Origin of the sequence: Thiomonas sp. FB-Cd, assembly GCF_000733775.1 — a bacterium.
GTDB lineage: Bacteria > Pseudomonadota > Gammaproteobacteria > Burkholderiales > Burkholderiaceae_C > Thiomonas_A.
This window is the reverse complement of the sequence record NZ_JPOE01000002.1, coordinates 1539561-1562367: the sequence shown is the minus strand read 5'-3', so window position 1 is coordinate 1562367 and position 22807 is coordinate 1539561. Positions and strand designations below refer to the sequence as shown.

Sequence of the window (22807 nt, the reverse complement as noted above, 5' to 3'; positions counted from 1 at the left end):
TACGATGCACAGCAATGGTGCGGTTGACGGGTTTACACACTCGACAGCGTTTCCGGAAGGTTTCATCTGGGGGGTGGCGACGAGCGCGTACCAGATTGAAGGGGCCGCGGCGGAAGACGGGCGGGGCGCATCGATCTGGGATACGTTTTGTCGGCTCCCCGGGGCCATTGCCGATGGCAGCAACGGGGATGTGGCGTGTGAGCACTATCGCCGCTGGGCCACGGATCTGGAGTTGATCGCCAGTCTGGGGGTCAACGCCTACCGTTTCTCGGTGGCGTGGCCGCGCGTACAGCCCCTGGGCGAAGGCGCATGGAACGCCAAGGGCATGGCGTTTTATGACCGCCTGGTTGATGGATTGCTCGAGCGCGGCATCGGCGCGCATCTGACCCTCAATCATTGGGATCTGCCCCAGGCACTACAGGACAAAGGTGGGTGGGCGAGTCGCGACACCGTACACCGCTTCGTCGAGTACGCCTGCGGCGTGGCCCAGCGGCTTGGCGACCGTGTGGTGTCGATCACGACGCATAACGAACCCTTTGTGCAGTCCATCCTCGGGCATGAATCGGGCATCTTCGCCCCAGGGGTGCGCGACAGGGGCGTGGCCATGCAAGCGGCACACCACCTGTTGCTCAGCCATGGCATGGCCGTGCAAGCGTTGCGCACGCTGGGCATCCGGAGTGATCTGGGCATCGTGCTCAACCTCGCTCCCATCCAGGCCGCATCCGGTGCTGCGGAAGATCGGGCGCGCGCCCATCTGGAAGACGGCCGCTTGGTGCGCTGGTACATGGACCCCCTCTTCAAGGCAGCCTATCCCGAGGACGTGCTTGCGTTCCTGGGCCAGGATGCCCCCCGCATTGAACACGGCGACATGGCCATCGTCGCCACCCCGATCGATTTCCTTGGCGTCAATTACTACTCGCGTGCCGTCTTCAGCGCATCCGGCCCCCAGGATCCGCACGACAGCGGTGCCGAGATCACCGACATGGGCTGGGAAGTCTACCCCGAGGGACTCACCGAGTTGCTGGTGCGTTTGCACCGCGATTACGCCATTCCAGCCCTGTACGTGACGGAAAACGGGGCCGCCTTCAAGGACCAACTCGTCAATGGACGGGTCCACGATACCGCACGCATGCGCTACATCGCCAACCACATCGCCGCCGTGGGCAAGGCCCTGCACCAAGGCGTGCCCCTGCGCGGCTTCATGGTGTGGAGCCTGCTTGACAACTTCGAGTGGGCAAGCGGCTATGCCAAGCGCTTTGGCATCGTGCATGTCGACTACCAAACCCAGCGCCGAACCCTCAAAGACAGCGCCCTGTGGTACCAAAACTTCCTCAGCTCACAACCCGACAAATCCGTCGCAGTTGGCTGAATCGATTGGAGCGTGATATGTGTCGGGTGACTTTAAGAGGCGTGCGCAAGCGTTACGGCAGTGTCGATGTCATCAAAGGGGTCGACCTCGAGGTGCACGACGGAGAGTTCCTGGTTTTTGTTGGCCCATCGGGGTGTGGCAAGACAACCACGCTGCGAATGATTGCGGGTTTGGAGAGCATCACTGAAGGCGACTTGGAGATTGATGGCGCGAGAGCCAACGACGTGCGTCCGGCCGAGCGGGGCGCGGCAATGGTCTTTCAAAGCTACGCTCTTTACCCGCATATGACGGTGGCGGAGAACATGGGTTTTTCGCTGAAGATGGCAGGTATAGCGAAAGCCATTCGAAAAGAGCGTGTGGCTCGTGCTGCCGAGATTCTCCGCATTAGTCATCAGCTGGACTTTTATCCGAAGCAACTCTCGGGTGGTGAACGCCAGCGTGTTGCGATTGGGCGAGCCATTGTGCGTAAGCCGAAGGTCTTCTTGTTTGACGAACCGCTCTCAAATTTGGACGCGGCCTTGCGGGTCAATATGCGCATCGAATTGACGCGTCTACACAAGGAGTTGGGGACGACCATGATCTATGTAACGCATGATCAGGTCGAGGCCATGACGATGGGCGATCGAATCGCTGTGTTCAACAGGGGCGTGATTGAGCAACTTGGTGAGCCCATGGCGCTTTTCAATAGCCCGGCAAATGAGTTCGTTGCGACGTTCCTCGGGACACCGCGCATAAATCTGATCGACAAACCCGGCTCGGGCGCCTCCGCGACGCAGCGCAAGCTTTGGCAGGCGCTAATTGGACGAAGAGCTGACAGCGCGCAGCGCGCGGGCGTGCGCCCGGAGCACCTCGCCGTGGTTCCAGCCAGTCAGGGAATTCCCGCAACGGTCGAGTTGGCGGAGCATCTGGGCGACTCGTCGATTATTTACCTCCGTGTAGAGGGTGTTGAATCTGTTTGGGCGGCCACGATCCACAGCGACTGCGGTGTGCAGTGCGACGCGGGCCAGACCGTGGGGCTGGTGCCAGACCCTGCGTGGGCTCTGGCCTTCGATGCAGCTGCAAGGCGAATCGTCATGTCATAAGCATGGTGATCGTGGCTGATGGCATGTGGTTCCGCGGGGACCCCAATTCATCGAGTTGCTCCGGCTTCGCATCACAAGCGGATGCGAGGCCCTTCATCTGCTCCCAGACGGCAATCGTGCAGGGAATTTACGGATCTACAGGATGATGACATGTTGCTTCGCTACGTGTTGACGGCGCGCGACTCGGAGGCTCGGCTTTCAGAGCAGCCCGCCCTTGAGCCGTCTAGTGTTGAAACACCGGGATTGCCGGTACTGACGGTCGACACGACCCATCAATTCCAAATCATCGAGGGCTTTGGTGGGGCGTTCACGGAGGCAGGGGCAGTATCTTGGATGGCACTGGGTCCAAACCAGCGAGACGCTGCGTTGAGGGCGTACTTCGCTACGCAAGCCGAAGACGGGCACGGCTATGCCCTTTGCCGTGTGCACATGAATAGCTGCGATTTCGCCCTTGACAATTATGCGCACGTGCACACCACCGGGGACGTGGATTTGCGCAGCTTCAACATCAGCCGCGATCAGCAAGCCCTGTTGCCGTTCATCAAGGCGGCCCAGCGGGTCGCAAGGCATCCCATCAAGCTGCTGGCGTCGCCATGGAGTCCGCCGGCTTGGATGAAAACCAATGGCAGCATGAACCATGGCGGGAAGCTGCGACCCGAATATCGACTCGCTTGGGCGCGGTGTTTCGTGCGGTTCATCGAAGCCTACGCACAAGAGGGGGTTCCGATCTGGGGCGTCACGGTGCAAAACGAGCCCATGGCAACACAGCGCTGGGATTCATGCGTTTACTCCGCCGAGGAAGAGCGAGATTTCATCCGTGACTATTTGGGACCCGAGCTCGTGCGGGCGGGACTTGCTGATATCAAGATTGTCGTTTGGGATCACAACCGTGATTTGATGGTTGATCGGGCGAGCGTCATCTACGGCGACCCCGAGGCCTCGAAATATGCATGGGGGCTCGGCTTCCATTGGTATGGAGAGGATCACTTTGATCATGTTCAGCGTGTCCACGATGCCTGGCCTGAAAAGCGGTTGCTGTTTACCGAAGGCTGTCAGGAAGGTGGCGCACATATGGGCAGCTGGGCGCTCGGCGAGCGTTATGCGCATTCGATGATCAACGATCTCAACCGTTGGACGGTAGGGTGGATTGACTGGAATCTCTTTCTCGACCTGCAGGGTGGGCCCAATCACGTCGGAAATTTCTGCAGCGCCCCCATTTTGATCGACACAGCTCACGATGCGCTGTACCAGCAGAGTTCCTTCTATTACATCGGGCACTTCTGCCGTTTTGTGGTTCCCGGGGCACGTCGTGTCCTGTGCGCCTCATCGGTCGCAGCGCTCGAGTGCGCGGCATTTCGCAACCCTGACGGCTCGCCCGTGCTGATTGTGATGAACCGAACGGATGCCCCTGTATCGTTCATGCTTCGACTGGATGGAAGCCGATTCCTCACGCAAATACCCGGGCATGCAATTGCGTCCCTTGCCGCGGCGGTGCCGCACTGAGGGTGTCGGCGGCCGCATCGTTGCGCCCGGCAGTCGGCCATACCGATTCCACGAATGACGTTCTACGCGACTCGGTATTTCTGCTATTGACATGCAGGGGGAGGCTCGCCTAACCTCAATGAAAGCGCTTTCAGTCGGGAAGTGTAGCGAGAAGACGAAAGGAGATCAGATTGAAAATCAAACTTGCGCTCGGTGCAGTCACGTGCCTTGCTTCGGCCTCTGCATTTGGCGCCCAAATTGGCCTGATCAATCTGTCCGGTTTTGCCAAAGATGAGGTAAGCGTTGCCAACAACGTGGCACCCCCTGCGACCAACTGCTTCGGCGACACACGTGGTGTGTTGGGAACGGCCTTCCCCGGGTGTGGCGCGCCCACTACCACCGGGACAGTGACCACGCCCACGCCCATGATTCAGGTGACGGCGTCCACCAAGCACGAGTTTGACTCGGGTTGGACCGTCGATGGAAGACTGACCAAACGCATTCGCAATGGATCGAATGACATTGTGGGACAGTACTGGTTCGACAAAAACATTGGGGTCTCATATCCGACGTTTGGCACGATCCGCGTGGGCACGCAACTTGCGCGCGCGTGGTCACGACAGGACGCGTTCAGTTATCCCATCGGCCTTTCAAGTCCATGGAGCGAATCCGGCGCTGGGTTTGGTCTCTTCCCTCAATCCATTCGCTATACAACGCCGCAAATCAATTTCTCGCTTGGCAAACTAACTCTCGAGGCGACATACGCCACGGAAACCGCGTACGACACGTACTTCAACAAAAACCCGCCCGTACCCGTCTATACGCCGACGCCTCAAATGCTTGAGTTGTTCGCGCAATTTTCCAATCAGAAGAATTTGATTGAGCTGACCTTGGAGCTCAGCCATGGCGGTGCTCAGTCATCGTGGGGAAAATCACCGTTTGTCGGCGCTCCAGGCGACCCTCAGACGCTACCCGGAACGACAACTGGACGCTACAGTTCCATTCCTCGCCAAAGCGTCGCAATTCTCGAGGGCGACCATTGGTTTAATCCGCAATGGATGCTGACCTGGGGCGTAAGGCATAGCTATTGGTCAGGTGCCGCCTTGACGTGTGACTATGCGGTTCAATACTCTGGGTGCGTTTATAACGCGGGATTTAATTATTCCGGCCTCAGTGGGATAAACCCCGGCTACGCTGCGAATGTTAATGATTTTCTGCTTGGTATATCACATTACCATGGCCTCTGGACCTACACCGCAGGGATGGTGTATCTTGGCAAGGCAAAAACAGACAACCCAACCGAGTGGGGCCAGAGTAATTCGGCAATCTTCACCAACCTTGGCATTTACCGAAAGGTTCCTGAGCTTTACCGTAATCTCAGCATCTACGGTGGTCTTGGTTATGTCCATTTTGGCCGTTTGGGACCCGCCCCTCTGAGCATGCCAAGCAACACTGCCTTTGCCGGCATCGATCCTCGCACGACGCGCTCTGGCGAGTCGGTGACGCTCGGTGTTTTAGTGACGTTCTAAGCGAAAACATCACATACCGGCGTTGAGAAGGCGCCTCGATCGGAGGTCTTGATGAGATACCTGGAAGTTTTTGCGGTAGCGGCACTGTTTGTATTGGCTGGACAGGCCCAAGCCAACGCGACCTTCAACAACCCTATTACAGATGGGCTTGGTGCCTATTTTTCAGCGCCGCATCCCGGCGGTTTTTTGGGGTCATCGGATCCGTCGCCGCCAGAAGCCAATTACCGTACCGCCGCGATGATGAAAATGGCGGCGCCTACGAATCAGTGGTATTCATCCTTGATGTTTGAGCGCTGGTCATATCCTCTGTTCGCGACACCAGTTAGCTATCGAGCCGGGCCAAACGGTTTCGAGGTCGGCGTGCCGACCCCCACTGTGAGCAAGGCAACGAGTGGATTCAAGGAGGTGATCTGGCCACACCGTGCGGAACTGACGATCAGCCCGACTGCATTCAAACCCGTCGACGCGCGCCTGGCCGGACATGGGGACTGGAATGTCGAGGTCCAAATGGCCAACGGAAGTGACAAATTTGATGCCACGATCCTTCATGGCAGTCCCTTCAGCTATTACAAAATCACACGCGGAGACGTGCGCCTTAAATTCGACACTGACGCCGTAATTGCTGGACATGGAGTGCCATCGGGGGTGGCGAGCTTTGTGGTTGATGGCCACCCCTATGCAGCTTTTGGGCCTTCCGGATGCAGCTTCACCTGGGTTTCGCCGCGGGAAATGATTTTGCACCTTCCTGCGGGCTCGGGCTATTTTTCCGTTGCGGCATTGCCCAACGATTCGATGCAAACGATCGAGCTGTTTAAGCAACATGCCTATGCATTTGTTACGAACACCCGGGCGGAGTGGACTTATGACGCTAAGACCAGTCGAGTCATTACGCACTTCGTCGTGACAACGCACGCCATGCAAGGCGGCGAAACGGTTCCAATTCTTGGGCTCTATCCGCATCAGTGGTTTGATCAAAGCATTCCGGGTCTGCTTCCCGATGTTTTTCCAAGTGTCCGGGGCACGATCAAGCTCCTCGCCGCTGATGAGTTCACTACGCAGATGACGTACCACGGAATTATCCCGTTCTGGCCGAAGCTTCCTGCTGCGGTTGGCGGAAGCCGAGTGGACTCCCTGCTCGGTGGCGACGTGGCGAAGATGTACGGCGCATTTGGTGTCCAAGGCCCCGGAACCTATTGGATTGGCAAGGGGCTCGGCCGAGCCGCGCAACTTATGGATATCGCTGCAGTGCAAGGCAAGGCGGGCGAGGCGCAGAAACTAGAAAACATGTTGACCCAGCACATGGAGGACTTTTTTTCGGGAAAAAACTCCTCAACATATTTTGTTGTGGATCGATCGATTGGAACAACTATCGGCTACCCGCAGGAATATGGAAGTGTGAGCCACATGAATGACCATCATTTTCATTACGGCTACTGGATTAACGCGGCCGCGCAAGTGGCGCTGCGGGACCCCACATGGGCAGCGAAAGATCATTGGGGCGGGATGGTCGATCAATTGGTTCACGACATTGCGACCGATAGGCGTGGCTTGAAAAGAGATCCTTATCTTCGAAATTTTGACCCCTATGAGGGCCATTCCTGGGCCAGTGGCGATGAAATGATGAATGACGGCAATAATCAGGAATCATCGTCGGAAGCGATCAACGCGTGGGCCGGTCTTATTTTCTGGGGGGCAGCAACTGGCGACGATAAAGTGCGCAATCTCGGAATCTATCTATATACGACAGAGGTTCAGGCAGTTGACGATTACTGGTTTGATATTCATCACATTGTGTTTGCGCCAAATTACAACCGGGTATTGGCGGCTCAGGTGTTTGGTGATAAATACGCGTACAACACCTGGTGGACACAGAATCCGCGTGAAATCCAAGGCATTAATCTCTTGCCAATCACTCCAGCCTCGACTTATCTTGGCCGCGATCCAGGCTACATCAAACTTTTCTTCGACGGCTTAAAGAAAGAGGAGGCCCAGTACGCAAGCAGTGGCATGTCAGACGGCACGCCATCGGACATTTGGCAGGACGTCTTTGCGGAATACAAGGCATTGGCCTTCCCAAAGGTGGCGCGAGGTGATTGGAACTCGCAGGGATCTTCCGAAGCGGGAGACAGTCGCACCCATGCTTACTATTGGATTAAAAGTCTGCAATACATGGGGGAGCCCGATTTTGGAGTCACAGCGGATACACCGTTGTACGCGGTGTTCAAAAAGGCGGGCGGCGCAGAAACGTATCTTGCCTTTAATCCAGGTGACAGTTCGCTCCCGGTCAAATACAGCGATGGGGCAAAGCTTGATGCAGCGCCTCACGCCTTGACGCGAATGGTTGTGAGTGACCCTGGAGCGACACCGAATATAAGCGAAAGCAAATTAAACTAGGTCGTCGATCAAGGTGTGCGCGGTCTTGGGGTTTCAAATGGGTTGGCTGGAGAAGGCGTTGATATTCCATGGCGAAGGCTGCCCAATGCGGAAAGTCGACAAATGCGGTAATAGTTCAGCGTTTTGAATATGCCGCCGAGCGAGGCAAAAAGGAGAGATGATGCGTAAAGCAGCAATGGTGATTGCAATTGGTTCGGTTGTCGTGAGTGCGTGCGGAGGAGGCGGTGGTGGAACCACGACCGCAAGCACCAATCCGACAAGCACCAGCGTTGGGACGAGTACTACAACGACGGGCGGAAGCAGCAGCAGCAGCACCACCACCACGACACCGAGCAGCAATTCTGGTTCCCTACCGAGCACCGGGCTCGCGGCGAGTTATGCGAAGACGGTGTGGTTTGATAATTTTTCGCAGGACCCCTCCGGCCCGCCCAATACAAGTCTATGGGCCATGGAAACTGGAAACGGAGCAGAGTACGGGAACCCGGGATGGGGCAACAACGAGGCCGAATATTATCTGCCCTCGAATGCCGCAGTTGAGAACGGAGATTTGGTGATCACGGGGAAGGCAGACAATTCGCAGACGGGCTACAGCTTCACGTCAGCGAAGGTCACGTCTCTGAAACCCATTGATTTAAGTCAGCCGGGTTTTCTTGAAGTGAAGGCGCAGCTTCCCACGGGAACCGGATCTTGGCCCGCAATTTGGCTTCTTCCTGGCGAATCGCCAGGGCAGAATTTCCCGCCAACCAGCGCGCAGCTTGCAACGCAGCCAACATGGCCAGCGGGGGGGGAGATTGATATGGTGGAATGGCTGAGCAGGTATTTTGGAACGCAGAATTCCGTGATTCAAAGCACCTTTCATCTGCCATCGGGCGCATCGAGTCCGGCCTACACTGACGCCTACCAGTATGTGAAGGCGACGCTTTCAACGCCCATCGATACGAGTTTTCATTTATATCAGCTTGCCTGGACGGCAACCCAAATTCAGTTTGCGGTGGACAACACGGTGTTGACGACGTGCTCGAAGAGCACTCTTGTTTGTACCCCTACCGATCCGAACTCTCCTGCGCTTCCGCCATCAGCCTTTTGGCCATACGGTGGGATCTATCAAACCTATTATCTGATCATGAATTTGGCGGTGGGAGGCAATCTGGGTGCCCCAAGCGGAAGCAATGCAAACCTTCCAGCCAATTACAGTCAAGCGATGGACGTGGCCTACGTGAGGTACATGACGCCGTAAAAGGAAAGGAACGCGCCGCGTTGCGATGCGGCGCGTCAGCGCCTGCGGCGCCACCTATCCCAGGCTGGCGCTGGGTGCTATCGGCTGCGACTCCGGTGGCAGGGGCGAGACGAAGGTCTTGGAGCTTTCCCAACCCGCGATGAAGGCCTTAGGTTGGCGGTCCACGGTATACAGCCCCCAGTGCTTCTCAGGTTCAAGGGGGTCATTTGAGCCCTTCCATGACTCGTCAAAGGCCTCAAAGATGAAGGTGAGGACATTTTCGTTACGGGTCCAGGCCAGCAGCTTCTCGAGATAGATGGTCTGGAATGCCTGGGATGCATTGTGCGGTTCTATGCCACGACCATTGGAGCCGGTTGTCCAGCCCGCTTCGGTGATGATGACGGGTTTGGTGTGGTAGAGACTTGCCACGCTGTGATAATTTTCCCGCGTATAGTCAATCGCTTCGTGAGCGTTCTTGTATTCCCAAACGGGGTAGGTGTGCAGCGAGATGAAATCCAGTTCAGCGGCAAGATCCAGGAGTTGGTGTCGCCACGGAATATAGTTTTCGCAAAAAGTGACCGGTTGAGGCAAATGTGCTTTGACGCGACGCACAAGGGCAATCATCCGTTCGATGGGCAGAAGGTGATCGGTCCAATCAACCATGGCCTCGTTGCCAACGGAAACAGCAAAGACGATATCGGGATAGCGTGTGGCTAGCGAGATGAGGCGCTGCGTTTCGGCATCGTTTTCGGCCCTGTTGGCTTCGAGTTGTTGATCCGCGTACATGCCACCCCAAGGGCAGGCGGGGTTGTTGACTTCTGCGGCTAAATGGGCGCCAAGCAGGACGCGAAAGGGAAGTCGGTCCCGTCGAATGATCTCCAGAACCCGCTGTGCATGTGCACCGCAGTCATAAAGACGCAGGAGTGACCAGTGGTCCCGCAAAATGGTTAGATCCTCGGCGATCTCACCGTGTGATGGATACAGCTTTTCGACTGGGCTTTGGCCTTCACGGTAGCCGGAGTAGCAGATCGCGGGGCCGGTTGGGAGCTTGATCATTGGTGTTGTGTGGTCAATTAGATGAACTTGTGCTGCCCATCCTGGTTCCAAAGGCCCCAATAGGCGCCAACGTCCCCCTCAGCGGCAACTTTCCATGCTTCGTCAAAGGCCGCGAAATAGAACACGGGAATGTGATGGTCGCGGGCCCATTGCTGGGTGTCGATGAAGTAACGCATCGCGCCGTCGACAGAAGGTGTAGCCTCGAAGAAGGGTGTACCTCGATGCGGCCAACCGGTTTCACTGATGATCACGGGCTTGCCGGGCGCAGCAGCTAGTGCGCGGGCGTACATCGTCTGCATGTAGGGCACGGCTTCATCGCGAGGGCAGCCCTCCCAGAATGGGTAGCAGTTGGCCAGAACGACGTCACACGCCTGGGTGACACGAGGGTGCTGCTCAAAGAGGAAGTACGCGTCGACATAGCCAATTGGGATGCCGGGGAGCGCCTCCTTCGCTCGCCTCAAGTAATCAAGCAACTCGTCTTCCGAAAGGTCCTTGCGTAACAGAACTTCATTGCCGACAGCCAGCACATCAACGTATCCAGCGCGTGCGATGGCGACGGCGGATTCGAATTCACGCTCGTTGCTGGCAGAATCGGTGCCAAGCCACATGCCAGTGAGCGTATTCAAGCCGAGTTCATGCGCGATGCGTGGCGTTGCCTCGTGGCCTTCGGTGCAGGAGAAGCTTCGAATCCAGCGCACGTGGGATTGAATAATTTCCAGGCGTGAGCGGATTTGCAGCTCGGTGATCGAGGAACCCGGGCCCTGACCGTCAAGATAGGGGCTGAAGCATAGCCCGTGGAGGCCCTTGTCAAGCGCCGCGCGGAAGGCCTCTTTGAGATTTCGCGGGTCTTCAAGCGATTGGCGCGTCGAAGGCACCGACGCGGCCCAGGGAATTGTCGGGTCGGCGCCGGAACGCGCATGGTAAAAATGGCTGTCGTCGCAGCGATATTGAATTTTGGACATCGTGGTTCCGATGGCTGGCGTGGATGGACGTCGTGGATGCGGCTCTTATCGGGGTTTTGCCCATGGAAGCATGCCCACACCTCTCGGCTTCGGCGCTTCATAGCCCTTCGCACGGTCGTAGACTCGGACGTAATCGACTAACAGATCGGCGGGGAAACGGGTCCGCTCATTTGGGGATCCGGGAAAATTCCCGCCCACGGCAACGTTCATCACGACGTAAAAGGGCCTGTCGAACGGCGCAGGCCAGGCATTCAATTCGGAGGGCGCCAAGGGCGTTGTCCCTTGGCCATCGCGGGTGGAGCTGCAGCTCCACCAAAAGTTCTGCCTCGCCCACATCACCCCATCAAACAGCCAGCGAATCTCCCCTGGATACCATTCGACGGCGTAAACGTGCCAGTCGCCGACGCTGCCGCCATCGGGGATCGAATGCGTGTGCGTCACAAGTTCGCGTTCTGGAAACGAGGAGCCAAAGTGAATGCTTCCCAAAACGGTTTCCGGATGTTCGCCGAGGATCTCCATGACGTCGATCTCGCCGGAGGCAGCCCAACTGCCATAATGATCTTCATGCGGCAACAGCCAAAGCGCGGGCCAGAGACCTTTGCCATGCGGTACCTTGGCGCGAAATTCGAATCGACCATACTGCTTGATGAACAAGGGCGCGCCGTCGTGGCGCCGCGTTTTTACGCGCGCCGACGTATACGCACAGCCGTGCAGTGACTCCTGTAGGGCTCGGATGTGGAGCGCGCTGTCGCGGACGAAGATGTTGGAGGGGTCGCGGGTGTAATACTGGAGTTCGTCATTGCCCCAACCTGAAACCCAGATTTTGTCCTTTCCAGCGAAAAAGCCGTTGCCCAAATCGAAATCCCATTTTTGGGGATTCAGATGGTCACCGTCGAACTCATCGCTCCAGACCAGAGTCCATTCGGATTCGTCCGTGGGTTTGAAATCACACGATGCGATGCTTTTGCTCATGCTGCGTACGCCAATTGGGGACCCTGGCCAGGGGCAGACATCGAAGCCGTAACGCTTGCCGTTTCCGGTTTAGGTGCTGGGGCAAGAGCGAATGACTGCGGCACTTGCGCTGTGCAGTGCTGCTGCGCATTGCCACAAAGTGACCAAACAAGCGGTAGGCAGCATGGCTCCACGACGGTGAGTGCAGACGCAATGAGCGGGACGGGTAGGTTTTTGCGCTCGTCGCGAGATGGGAGGTGAGGAAATCGGCGAAGGACGGTTCAAGCCGCTGCGCGTAGCCCGTCCGGCGCGACGGATTTGTCGGGTTGTGAGCTGAGGAAGTTTTGGTACCACAGGGCGCTGTCTTTGAGGGTTCGGCGCTGGGTTTGGTAGTCGACATGCACGATGCCAAAGCGCTTGGCATAGCCGCTTGCCCACTCGAAGTTGTCAAGCAGGCTCCACACCATGAAGCCGCGCAGGGGCACGCCTTGGTGCAGGGCCTTGCCCACGGCGGCGATGTGGTTGGCGATGTAGCGCATGCGTGCGGTATCGTGGACCCGTCCATTGACGAGTTGGTCCTTGAAGGCGGCCCCGTTTTCCGTCACGTACAGGGCTGGAATGGCGTAATCGCGGTGCAAACGCACCAGCAACTCGGTGAGTCCCTCGGGGTAGACTTCCCAGCCCATGTCGGTGATCTCGGCACCGCTGTCGTGCGGATCCTGGGGGCCGGATGCGCTGAAGACGGCACGCGAGTAGTAATTGACGCCAAGGAAATCGATCGGGGTGGCGACGATGGCCATGTCGCCGTGTTCAATGCGGGGGGCATCCTGGCCCAGGAACGCAAGCACGTCCTCGGGATAGGCTGCCTTGAAGAGGGGGTCCATGTACCAGCGCACCAAGCGGCCGTCTTCCAGATGGGCGCGCGCCCGATCTTCCGCAGCACCGGATGCGGCCTGGATGGGAGCGAGGTTGAGCACGATGCCCAGATCACTCCGGATGCCCAGCGTGCGCAACGCTTGCACGGCCATGCCATGGCTGAGCAACAGGTGGTGTGCCGCTTGCATGGCCACGCCCCTGTCGCGCACCCCTGGGGCGAAGATGCCCGATTCATGCCCGAGGATGGACTGCACAAAGGGTTCGTTATGCGTCGTGATCGACACCACACGGTCGCCAAGCCGCTGGGCCACGCCGCAGGCGTACTCGACGAAGCGGTGTACGGTGTCGCGACTCGCCCACCCACCTTTGTCCTGTAGTGCCTGGGGCAGATCCCAATGATTGAGGGTCAGATGCGCGCCGATGCCGCGCTCGAGCAATCCATCAACCAGGCGGTCATAAAACGCCATGCCCTTGGCGTTCCATGCGCCTTCGCCCAGGGGCTGTACGCGCGGCCACGCCACCGAGAAACGGTAGGCGTTGACCCCCAGACTGGCGATCAACTCCAGATCCGTGGCCCAGCGGCGATAGTGCTCACACGCCACATCCCCGTTGCTGCCATCGGCAATGGCCCCGGGGAGCCGACAAAACGTATCCCAGATCGATGCGCCCCGCCCGTCTTCCGCCGCGGCCCCTTCAATCTGGTACGCGCTCGTCGCCACCCCCCAGATGAAACCTTCCGGAAACGCTGTCGAGTGGATTTGAGGAATGGATTCAAGCATGCGTAATGTTGGAGCCGAAGCTGCCGAGTTGGGTGAATCGATACGCTCCGCGGCTATGCATGAAAGCGCTTTCAGAAAAAGATAATTTAAGTTCTAGGCAATGTCAATAGATCATCTACGTAGGGAAGCCTCGCGTGCCTAGCGCAAGTGCGCTTTGCCAGAGTGAACACTCACGCTGCGTACAGAAGCACCGCAAAAAAGTGAAACACGGTACCGACAAGCACGAACAGATGCCAGATGAAATGGCTGTAACGGACGCGATCATCCAGTGCAAAAAAGACGACGCCTAACGTGTAGGCGACTCCGCCCGCAATCAAGAGGGCCAAGCCCGTGGCCGGCATGTGCAGCCACAGTGGCCGTATCGCCACCAAAATCACCCACCCCATGGCCAAATAGAGCAGGGTCGACGCTCGCGGAAAGCGCGTGCCGCCGAGGATCTTGAACACAACGCCAGCAAGTGCGAGTGTCCACACGAGTCCAAGCAGGGTCCAACCCCAGCCGCCGTGCAACACACCCAAGGTGAAGGGTGTGTAGGTGCTGGCAATAAACAGGTAGATGGCCACGTGGTCCAGGACCTGTAGCACCTCTTTGAGCCTTCTCTGGGGAAGGGCGTGGTAGAGCGTTGAAATCAGATACAGGAGGATGGCGGTGCCACCAAAAACCGAGGCGCCCACAACCGCCGCCCCGTTTCCAGTATGCGCGGATGTGGTGATGAGAACCGGCAGACCTGCAATGGCCAAGGCAAGGCCCAAGCCGTGACTCAGGCTGTTCGCCAGTTCCTCGCCCAAAGACTGAGGGCGTGGCGGTTGAGTGACTGTTGACATTTGTGCCATGCAGCAATGGTAATCCTGCGCACACGGCGTGGCCATGCATGCATCCGTCGCGCGGCGACCAAAAAAAACCGCAGCCGAAGCTGCGGTTTTTCATGGCTCTTTGTGTTCGAGCAGAACGGGTCCTTAGGCAAGGCGGACGTTTGACGCCTGCAGGCCCTTTTGGCCTTGCTTGACTTCGAATTGAACGCGCTGGTTTTCAGCCAGGGTCTTGAAGCCGTTGCCTTGGATTTCGCTGAAGTGCACGAACAGATCGGCTTCTCCGCCATCTTGGGCGATGAATCCAAAACCCTTGCCTTCGTTAAACCATTTCACGGTGCCAGTTTGGGTAGTCATATGAGTTCCTTAAACAAGTGATGCGGGGCACATGCCACGCAGTGCAGCAACACGCAAGACAATCACTTGGGGAATTCAACAGACTTTGCCACGTGAGTGGCACAAGGCACAGGAAATCTTCAAATCGACGAGCTTTTGCGTAACTGCAGCATGCATTATATCCTGTTTCCTAATCGCGTGCGGACCATCCCAAAGTGCACGCATGCGCGAGGCCGTGCGCAAAGCGCGCGCTGCCGCATCAGCCCGCGGCTTGCGCCTGCAGTCGCTTTCTCACGAACGATCATCACTCGCGGGATATTGGGCGGGCACTGTGCGGCGGTGAGTCCCGAATGATTGCGCGCCTGCGCGAGTGCCACAAAGCGTTGGCCCGAGCCCCTGTTGGTTATTCCGCGCCCTGATCGATTGCATCGCCGCGAAAGCCGTGGGCTGGGGCCCGGGCGGCGACGCTTCGCACAGTGTGCTCGACGGGGGCGTCGGATGAGCGGCGGCTGGACGGGTATACGCCATTTTGGGGTCACGCCGATTGCCCGCCGCCGGCGATACGCGACGCGGTGGCCAGGGGTTGGCGTTTGCCGGGCTCGGGTCCTCAGCGCTCCTGATCCGTCGGACGCATCAGCACCTCGTTGATGTTCACGTGGGCTGGCTGGCTGACGCAAAACATGATGGTGCGCGCCACGTCTTCGCTTTGCAGTTGGCGCATACCCTCAGCCCAGGCGTTGATCGCTGCCTGCGTTGGGGCGTGTGCGATGTGCTCGCGCAATTCGGTTTGCACCACGCCCGGCTCGATCACGGTGACACGTACGTTGTCCTTGTACGCCTCACGGCGAAGGGATTCGCTGAAGCCCACCACGCCCCATTTGGTAGCCGAGTAGCCGCCCGCGTTCGGATTGGCCTGGCGGCCTGCGGTGGAGGCGATGTTGACGATATGTCCGTCCTTGCGCGCTCGCATGCCCGCCAGGGCGGCCTGGCATGTGGCAATGAGCCCGAGCAGATTCAGCTGGACCATGTGCTGCCACCGCCCCATATCGGCCGTGTCGATCGGCTCCAGGTACATCACCCCCGCGTTATTGACAAGGATGTCCAGCCGGCCGAAGTGCGCCTCAGTGTCGTGCACGACACGCTGCGCGGCCTCCAAATCGGCAAGATCGGCGGCAAGCACGAGGACCTCGGCGCCCATCGACCGAAGCTTCGTGGCAAGCGCGTCGAGCCGATCAGCGCGCCGGGCGCTGATGGCGACCTTGGCACCGGCCTGAGCAAGCATTGAGGCTGTGGCCTCGCCAATGCCTGATGAGGCGCCGGTGACAAGCGCAACGCGGCCCTGCAGCCCGGACGGTGAAAGAGTCAGGTTCATGCGAAACTCCCAAGTCAAGAGAAGGAACCAATTGTCCGCCGGGCTGCGGGGCCGTGCTGGCGTGTCCAGCGTTGACCGCTGCCGGCAAGTCTGTTTAGCAACGTCGCAGCACACGTGAGCTGGTGATCGTCTACAGTCGGGACACCTTCTACCGTGTCCTGGAGCTCGCAGCCATGTCTTCGAAACCCTGCATCCTCATCGTTGGAGCTGGCGACGGATTGAGCGCTTCCTTGGCGCGTGTTTTCGCGCGCGAGGGCGGTTATCGCGTTGCTCTGGCATCGCGCCACCCTGAGAGGCTCGCTGCGTTGGCGCAAGAACTTGGTGCGATGGCTTTGCGCTGTGACGCGAGCGACGGCACGGAAGTCGATGCGCTGTTCAACCAGCTTGACAAGGCATGCGACGCCTCATTGGACGTGGTCATCTATAACGCAGCAAACCGCGTGCGCGGCCCCATTACGGAGGTGGAGCCAGATGCCGTGGCGCAGGCGCTGGCCGTGTCGGCGTTTGGGGGGTTTTTGGTCGCGCAGCAGGCAGCACGGTCCATGTTGAGGCGTGGGCGCGGCACCATCTTGTTCACCGGAGCATCCGCCAGCGTTAAAGGCTACCCGCATTCGGCCGCCTTTGCGATGGGTAAGTTCGCACTGCGCGGGCTTGCGCAAAGCATGGCACGCGAGTTGGCGCCGCAGGGTATCCACGTTGGCCATATCGTGATTGACGGTGCGATTCGCCATCCCGATCGCATCGATTCAAGTGCTGTTCCTGATTCCATGCTCGATCCTGACGCTATCGCGCGCAGCTATTTGCACTTGGTGCGGCAGGACCGCAGTGCCTGGTCCTGGGAGCTGGAATTGCGACCGTGGGTCGAGCGATTCTGAAGGCGTCCTCGGCCATCGGACTCTGGCGGACGCCCGCGCGCAGCGCTGGGGGATGCCGCCTAGCGGTAACGCTTCGCACGCCTCAATGGACGTCCACCCTGCAACGGCTACCGAGGTGGGTGCGCTGGAGGTCAGCTTTGCATTGGCATGTGCAGGGCAGCAAGCTCTCAGGGGAAGGCCGGAATGTCGGGCTCGATGCCTTCGGGGCGCGCGTTGGGATGCTGCCGCGCGATCAGGGCCTCGATCTCGCTGACGCGAGGCGCTGGTACATCCACCATCATGAGCAACTGCCCGCCCTCAATCGCCTGCTCGTATGGCTTCAGGCGCGGGCTTTCCACGCTGATGCCGATCATGCTGCTGATCCAGGCACCGAGGGCTGTGCCGGTGACAGCCAACGCGACCACCAGCGCTCCGGCGGAAATCACCGCGCTACCAGGGATGGCGATCGCGACGAGCCCCGCGAGGGTGCCGGTGGCCCCGCCGAATCCGAGCCCACGCTCGATTGCGGGAATCAGGTCAGTTTTCTGCGCCAATCCTGCTTCGGGCAGATTGCTCAGTGGCGTGCCCTCACGCGCGATGACATGAATGTGCTTTTCGGCAAGGCGTGCAAGCAGCAATTCATCCACGATGCTGTGCGCCGTAGCAATATCGGGAACCAGAAAGTACAGCCGTCGCATGGCAAGCTCCTTGTTCAGTTGGGCGAAACCGAAAGCGAGGGGTGGAGCCCCACGCTCCCATACTAGCCGCGCCTTGGGCGAAATTCACCCCCGAACCCGGATCGATCCGTTCTCCAATTGCCATGTCAGCGCATGGCGCGCGCGAAGCCCCTCATTGCACGGCAAGCAAGGCGCGCCGAAGCGTCTCAACCAACTGGTCCACCTGCCCGCGCTCGATGATCAGAGGCGGCGAAAGCGCGATGGTCTCCCCGGTGTAACGCACCAGGACGCCCAATTCGAAACATTTGACAAATACGTCGAACGCACGCTTGCCCGCAGTATTGGGCCGGGAGTTCAGTTCAATGCCAGCGACCAAGCCCAGATTGCGGATGTCCCTGACGTGAGGCGCATCGCGCAGGCTGTGCATGGCCTCTTCCCAGTAGGTGTCAAGCCCCTCGCGCCGCACGCGGGTGAGCAGTCCGTCGCGGGCGTACAGCTTTTGCGCGGCCACCGCGGCAGCTGCAGCAAGCGGATGCCCTGAGTAGGTGTATCCGTGGAAGAACTCGACGGCTCCCGGTTCAGCATTGCTCGTGACTGCATCGAAGATGCCCTCGCGGGCAAACACCGCTCCCATCGGCACTGCGGCATTGTTGATGGCCTTGGCCGTGGTCATGATGTCGGGAGTGACTTGGAAATACTGCGCAGCAAACGGCGTGCCCAGGCGGCCATAGCCCGTGATGACCTCGTCGAAGATCAGAAGGATGCCGTATTTGCTGCAGAGCGCACGCAGTTTTTCCAGGTAGCCTTTGGGTGGGACCAGAACCCCGGTGGAGCCCGCCATGGGTTCGACGATCACCGCGGCGATATTGCTTGGGTCGTGCAACTGCACCAAGCGATCCAGTTCATCGGCCAAATGCGCTCCCCAGGCAGGCTGTCCGCGCGAGAAGGCCTGATGTTCAAGGTCATGCGTATGCGGCAAATGGTCGACGTTTGGCAGAAGGTTGCCGCGGAAGACCTTGCGGTTGGCCACCATGCCGCCCACGGAGATGCCGCCAAAGCCGACCCCGTGGTAGCCGCGTTCGCGGCCAATGAACAGCGTGCGAGTGCCTTCGCCCCGCGCACGGTGGTAGGCGAGCGCAATTTTGAGCGCTGTATCCACGGACTCGGAGCCGGAGTTGGTGAAAAAAACCTTGGTGAGATCGTCCGGGGCAATGGCTGCCAGGAGCCTGGCAGCCTCGAACTGCACGGGATGCCCCATCTGGAACGGTGGCGCATAGTCCATCTCCTGTGCCTGCTGCATGATCGCCTGGGTAATTTCCTCGCGCCCGTGCCCAGCATTGACGCACCACAGTCCCGCGACGCCGTCGAGGATCTGGCGGCCGTCTTGACTGCGGTAATGCATGCCCTTGGCGCCGACAAGCAGGCGCGGTGCCGCCTTGAACTGCCGGTTGGCCGTAAAGGGCATCCAAAGCGCGTCGAGGTCTGGCATATTCGCGGCTGCGTGCTTGGCGCGCGTGAGTTCGGTCTGGTCCATCGTGCACTCCATCATGTTTGGGTCTAAAGGCGCATTGTGCTGCCCTTGGCCGGCCTGTCCAAGTACCACAAAATCATGGGGGCATGGAGCCATGCATGGGCCATGATGGGCGATTAGGATCGCAGCCATGACCATCCCTTTTGCGACCGGCCTGTAATGGCCCACCTCATCATTCAATCGGCGTGGCGAGCTTTGCTCGACACCATGCGCCCGCGCATGGTGATCTTGTCGTTACTGCCATTGGCTGCGGCCGGCTTCCTGGGGACGCTTGGCTATGTTTTGTTCTGGGATGCGTGGACGACCTCCACGCGCCTTTGGATTGGATCCCAGGGCTGGCTTCTTGACACGCTGCATGCACTGGGTTGGTCGCAGCCGGAGCGAGGTCTGGCGTCGGTGATGGTGGCTGCACTGGGCATCGTGGCACTGCTGCTGCTGAGCCTGTTGCTCGTTTCGGCGTTCGTGATGCCTTCGGCAGCGGCATTCGTCGCTCGGTCCCGCTACGCGCAGTTGCATCGACGCTCGAGCACGCAACTGGTGCAGTCGTTGCTCTGGTCGATGGGTGTCACCGTGGCAGGTACGGCGCTTCTGGTGGTCAGCCTTCCCCTGTGGATCATTCCAGTGATCGGGTTGGCCATTGCGCCGCTGATCTGGGGTTGGATGACCGCGAAAATGTTCGCGTTCGATGCGTTGGCTTCGTTTGCAAGCGGTGTGGAGCGCCGGCGGATCCTGCGTGCTCACCGTTGGCCCTTGCTGGCCATGGGTATCGCGTGCAGCTATGTGGGGATGCTGCCAACTTTGCTGTTCGGCTTGGGATGGTGGGCGCTGGCGCTGTTGCCGGTCCTTATGCTTCTGTCCTTGTGGCTATACGCTCTTGCCGTGACCTTTGCCGCGTTGTGGTTCGTGCATTACCTTCTTGCCGCGCTGGTGGCCACGCGCGGATGCGCCCAATCCGTCTGAACTTCGCCGTTTTTCCTCACCAATCTTCCCACGTCCTTTGACCCATCATGGCGATCGGCCTTTACATCATCGGTGACGAGATCCTGTCCGGCAAGCGGCAGGACAAGCATTTCACAAAGATTCAGGAACTCCTGGAGGCGCGCGGCATGCACTTGCACTGGGCGCAGTATCTGAGTGACGATCCTTCACTTCTGCAACAGACCATGCGCGCCAGCTTCGAGCGCGGCGACGTGGTGCTGAGTTGCGGCGGCATTGGAGCCACACCCGACGATCACACCCGCCAGAGCGTGGCGATTGCGCTCGGCCTTCCGCTGCTCCTGCATCCCGAGGCAAAGCGCTTGATCCAGCAGCGCATTGTCTCCAGTGGCCTCGGAGAGCTGGACTCCGAGGCGAGCATACAGCGCCTTCAGATGGGCATGTTTCCGCAGGGCAGCGAGATCATTCCCAACCCCTACAACCAGATTCCTGGCTTTTCGATCCGGCGCCATTTTTTTGTGCCGGGCTTTCCGGTGATGGCCTGGCCGATGCTCGAATGGGTGTTGGACACATGCTTGGCCGATATGCACCAGACAGGCCGTTACCTGGAGCGCGCATTCATCGTCAAGGGCGCCATGGAGTCAGACCTCACGCCATTGATGGAGCGCATCGAGCGTGAGTACGCCGGAGCAAAGGTGTTCAGCCTGCCCAGCGTGGACCACCCGCAATGGGGACGGCACATCGAGCTCGGCGTGAAGGGCGAGCCCCAATTGGTCGCCCCCGCCTTCGATGCACTGAAAAGAGGACTGCAAGACCTGAAGGTTGAAATACGCACCGAAACGGTGCGCTCCATTTGAGTTGCACTGGTATGGTGCGTTCGAGGCGTGGTCTTGAACCGATCTGACTTTCGCTTTCCTCCGGGCGGGCGCCGCTTCGCCTTCGCGGAGCGTGGCATGGTTTCTGCTAGATTTTCACCAGGGGTCGCAACCAGCCCGCCATTTTCCCAACCCATTTCCATGACTGGAGAATTTGCATGACCAAACAAGTTGCTGATGTGATGAGCATGGTGACGGAGCACGACGTCAAGTTTGTGGATTTCCGCTTCACCGATACCCGCGGCAAGGAGCAGCACGTCACTGTGCCGGTTTCGCATTTCGACGAGGCCAAATTCTCCGAGGGTCACGCTTTCGACGGTTCGTCGGTTGCCGGGTGGAAAGGCATCGAGGCTTCGGACATGCTGCTCATGCCCGATCCGAACACCGCCAACATCGATCCCTTCATGGAAGAGACCACGCTGCTGTTGAGCTGTGACGTGCTGGAGCCGGGCGATGGCAAGCCGTATGACCGCGATCCGCGTTCGATCGCCAAGAAGGCCGAGGCCTACCTGAAGGCATCGGGCGTTGGCGACACGGCGTTCTTTGGGCCCGAGCCCGAATTTTTCATCTTCGATCAGGTGCGCTGGAATATCGACATGTCCGGCTGCTTCGTGAAGATCGATTCGGACGAGGCTTCGTGGTCCTCGGGTGAAAAAATTGAAGGTGGCAATATGGGCCACCGGCCGGCCGTGAAGGGCGGCTACTTCCCGGTTCCGCCGATCGACAGCCTGCAAGACATCCGTTCGGAAATGTGCCTGCTGCTCGAACAGATGGGCGTGCCGGTCGAGGTGCATCATCACGAGGTGGCGGGTGCTGGGCAGTGCGAGATTGGGACGCGGTTCTCCACCTTGGTGCAGCGTGCCGACTGGACGCAGATACTGAAGTACGTTGTGCAGAACGTGGCACACAGCTACGGAAAGACCGCCACCTTCATGCCCAAGCCAGTGGTGGGCGACAACGGCTCGGGCATGCATGTTCACCAATCCGTGTGGAAGGACGGCAAGAATTTGTTTGCGGGCAACGGCTACGCCGGGCTGTCCGAGTTCGCGCTGTACTACATCGGCGGCATCATCAAGCATGCTCGTGCGCTCAATGCCATCACCAACCCGGGGACCAACTCGTACAAGCGCCTGGTTCCTGGCTTCGAAGCGCCGGTAAAGCTGGCCTATTCAGCCCGTAACCGCTCGGCGTCCATTCGCGTGCCGTATGTGCCCAGCGACAAGGCGCGCCGTATCGAGGTGCGTTTTCCCGACCCTACCGCCAATCCTTACCTGGCATTCTCGGCCATGTTGATGGCAGGTCTGGATGGTGTCGAGAACAAGATTCACCCGGGCGAGGCCGCGAGTAAAAATCTGTACGATCTGCCGCCGGAAGAGGACGCGAAGATTCCGACCGTGTGCTCAAGTCTTGACCAGGCCTTGGAATACTTGCACAAGGATCGTGCCTTCCTGACCAAGGGCGGCGTGTTCAGCGAGGACTTTATCGACGCCTATATCGAATTGAAGATGGAAGAAGTCACGCGCTTTCGCATGACCACCCATCCGCTGGAATTCGATATGTACTATTCGCTGTAATCCGGGCTGGCCGGCGTGCGTTAAACGAGACAACGCGGTCCGCACATTCCAAAGGGACGGTCCGCCGTCCCTTTGGCATTTTTGGGTGGTTGTCTCCAATCGGAGGCAATGCCGTGCCTCGATCGGGGAGTTTTACACTGTACTGAT

19 protein-coding genes are annotated in these 22807 nt (G+C 59.0%); 10 read left to right on the top strand and 9 right to left on the bottom strand.

Features of this window, described 5'->3' with window-relative positions; translation table 11 throughout:
* Window positions 1-4: 4 nt before the first annotated feature.
* The 6 genes from CD04_RS0107640 (at window position 5) to CD04_RS0107610 (ending at window position 9093) form a co-directional block, all read left to right on the top strand.
* Window positions 5-1369, top strand: a complete 1365-nt coding sequence (locus CD04_RS0107640) for a GH1 family beta-glucosidase (protein WP_051849016.1) — start codon at window positions 5-7, stop codon at window positions 1367-1369.
* A gap of 17 nt (window positions 1370-1386) precedes the next feature.
* Complete coding sequence (locus tag CD04_RS0107635) at window positions 1387-2451, top strand: ABC transporter ATP-binding protein (protein WP_031405577.1); 1065 nt, start codon at window positions 1387-1389, stop codon at window positions 2449-2451.
* A 150-nt stretch (window positions 2452-2601) separates the two neighbouring features.
* Complete coding sequence (locus tag CD04_RS0107630; RefSeq protein WP_031405576.1) at window positions 2602-3954, top strand: glycoside hydrolase family 30 beta sandwich domain-containing protein; 1353 nt, start codon at window positions 2602-2604, stop codon at window positions 3952-3954.
* A gap of 170 nt (window positions 3955-4124) precedes the next feature.
* Complete coding sequence (locus CD04_RS0107625; protein WP_031405574.1) at window positions 4125-5462, top strand: hypothetical protein; 1338 nt, start codon at window positions 4125-4127, stop codon at window positions 5460-5462.
* Window positions 5463-5513: 51 nt separating this feature from the next.
* Window positions 5514-7856, top strand: a complete 2343-nt coding sequence (locus CD04_RS0107620; protein WP_051849015.1) for a glycosyl hydrolase — start codon at window positions 5514-5516, stop codon at window positions 7854-7856.
* Window positions 7857-8013: 157 nt separating this feature from the next.
* Window positions 8014-9093, top strand: a complete 1080-nt coding sequence (locus CD04_RS0107610; protein ID WP_081857850.1) for a family 16 glycosylhydrolase — start codon at window positions 8014-8016, stop codon at window positions 9091-9093.
* A 54-nt stretch (window positions 9094-9147) separates the two neighbouring features.
* Here the strand turns inward: CD04_RS0107610 and CD04_RS0107605 are convergent, their stop codons facing one another.
* From CD04_RS0107605 to CD04_RS0107570, 7 genes are all read right to left on the bottom strand, one after another.
* A complete protein-coding gene (locus tag CD04_RS0107605; RefSeq protein WP_156030170.1) occupies window positions 9148-10128 on the bottom strand; it encodes a glycosyl hydrolase family 17 protein in 981 nt (326 codons plus the stop codon).
* Window positions 10129-10145: 17 nt separating this feature from the next.
* Complete coding sequence (locus tag CD04_RS0107600) at window positions 10146-11090, bottom strand: glycosyl hydrolase family 17 protein (RefSeq protein WP_081857849.1); 945 nt, start codon at window positions 11088-11090, stop codon at window positions 10146-10148.
* Window positions 11091-11135: 45 nt separating this feature from the next.
* Window positions 11136-11945 (bottom strand): glycoside hydrolase family 16 protein, encoded by an 810-nt coding sequence (locus CD04_RS0107595; RefSeq protein ID WP_231480498.1) that lies wholly within the window; start codon window positions 11943-11945, stop codon window positions 11136-11138.
* A 377-nt stretch (window positions 11946-12322) separates the two neighbouring features.
* Window positions 12323-13696 carry a GH1 family beta-glucosidase gene (locus CD04_RS0107590; protein WP_197033051.1) on the bottom strand — a complete coding sequence of 458 codons (1374 nt, stop codon included), beginning with the start codon at window positions 13694-13696 and terminating at the stop codon, window positions 12323-12325.
* Between the two features lie 170 nt (window positions 13697-13866).
* The gene (locus CD04_RS0107585; RefSeq protein ID WP_031405559.1) at window positions 13867-14520 is read right to left on the bottom strand and encodes a hemolysin III family protein; all 654 of its coding nucleotides are present in this window, start codon (window positions 14518-14520) and stop codon (window positions 13867-13869) included.
* 132 nt (window positions 14521-14652) lie between these two features.
* Entirely contained in the window at window positions 14653-14862 is a 210-nt protein-coding gene (locus CD04_RS0107580; protein ID WP_031405557.1) for a cold-shock protein, read from the bottom strand.
* Between the two features lie 586 nt (window positions 14863-15448).
* Entirely contained in the window at window positions 15449-16213 is a 765-nt protein-coding gene (locus CD04_RS0107570; RefSeq protein ID WP_031405555.1) for an SDR family NAD(P)-dependent oxidoreductase, read from the bottom strand.
* A 173-nt stretch (window positions 16214-16386) separates the two neighbouring features.
* Here CD04_RS0107570 and CD04_RS0107565 point away from each other — a divergent pair, with 173 nt between their 5' ends.
* Window positions 16387-17088, top strand: coding sequence for an SDR family NAD(P)-dependent oxidoreductase (locus CD04_RS0107565; protein WP_031405554.1), 702 nt, complete (start codon window positions 16387-16389; stop codon window positions 17086-17088).
* A gap of 167 nt (window positions 17089-17255) precedes the next feature.
* On the opposite strand, the gene CD04_RS0107560 is transcribed toward CD04_RS0107565, so the two are convergent.
* Both CD04_RS0107560 and CD04_RS0107555 read right to left on the bottom strand, forming a co-directional pair.
* Window positions 17256-17765, bottom strand: coding sequence for a hypothetical protein (locus tag CD04_RS0107560; RefSeq protein WP_031405552.1), 510 nt, complete (start codon window positions 17763-17765; stop codon window positions 17256-17258).
* Between the two features lie 151 nt (window positions 17766-17916).
* On the bottom strand, window positions 17917-19278 hold the full coding sequence (locus tag CD04_RS0107555; protein ID WP_038168117.1) for an aspartate aminotransferase family protein: 1362 nt from the start codon (window positions 19276-19278) through the stop codon (window positions 17917-17919).
* Between the two features lie 156 nt (window positions 19279-19434).
* On the opposite strand from CD04_RS0107555, the gene CD04_RS0107550 reads away from it, so the two are divergent.
* The 3 genes from CD04_RS0107550 to glnA all read left to right on the top strand — a co-directional run bounded on the left by CD04_RS0107550 (window position 19435) and on the right by glnA (window position 22660).
* Window positions 19435-20235, top strand: coding sequence for an EI24 domain-containing protein (locus CD04_RS0107550; RefSeq protein ID WP_051849013.1), 801 nt, complete (start codon window positions 19435-19437; stop codon window positions 20233-20235).
* A gap of 47 nt (window positions 20236-20282) precedes the next feature.
* Window positions 20283-21068 carry a molybdopterin-binding protein gene (locus CD04_RS0107545; protein WP_031405546.1) on the top strand — a complete coding sequence of 262 codons (786 nt, stop codon included), beginning with the start codon at window positions 20283-20285 and terminating at the stop codon, window positions 21066-21068.
* Window positions 21069-21244: 176 nt separating this feature from the next.
* A complete protein-coding gene (glnA, locus tag CD04_RS0107540; RefSeq protein WP_031405544.1) occupies window positions 21245-22660 on the top strand; it encodes a type I glutamate--ammonia ligase in 1416 nt (471 codons plus the stop codon).
* The last annotated feature ends 147 nt before the right edge of the window (window positions 22661-22807 follow it).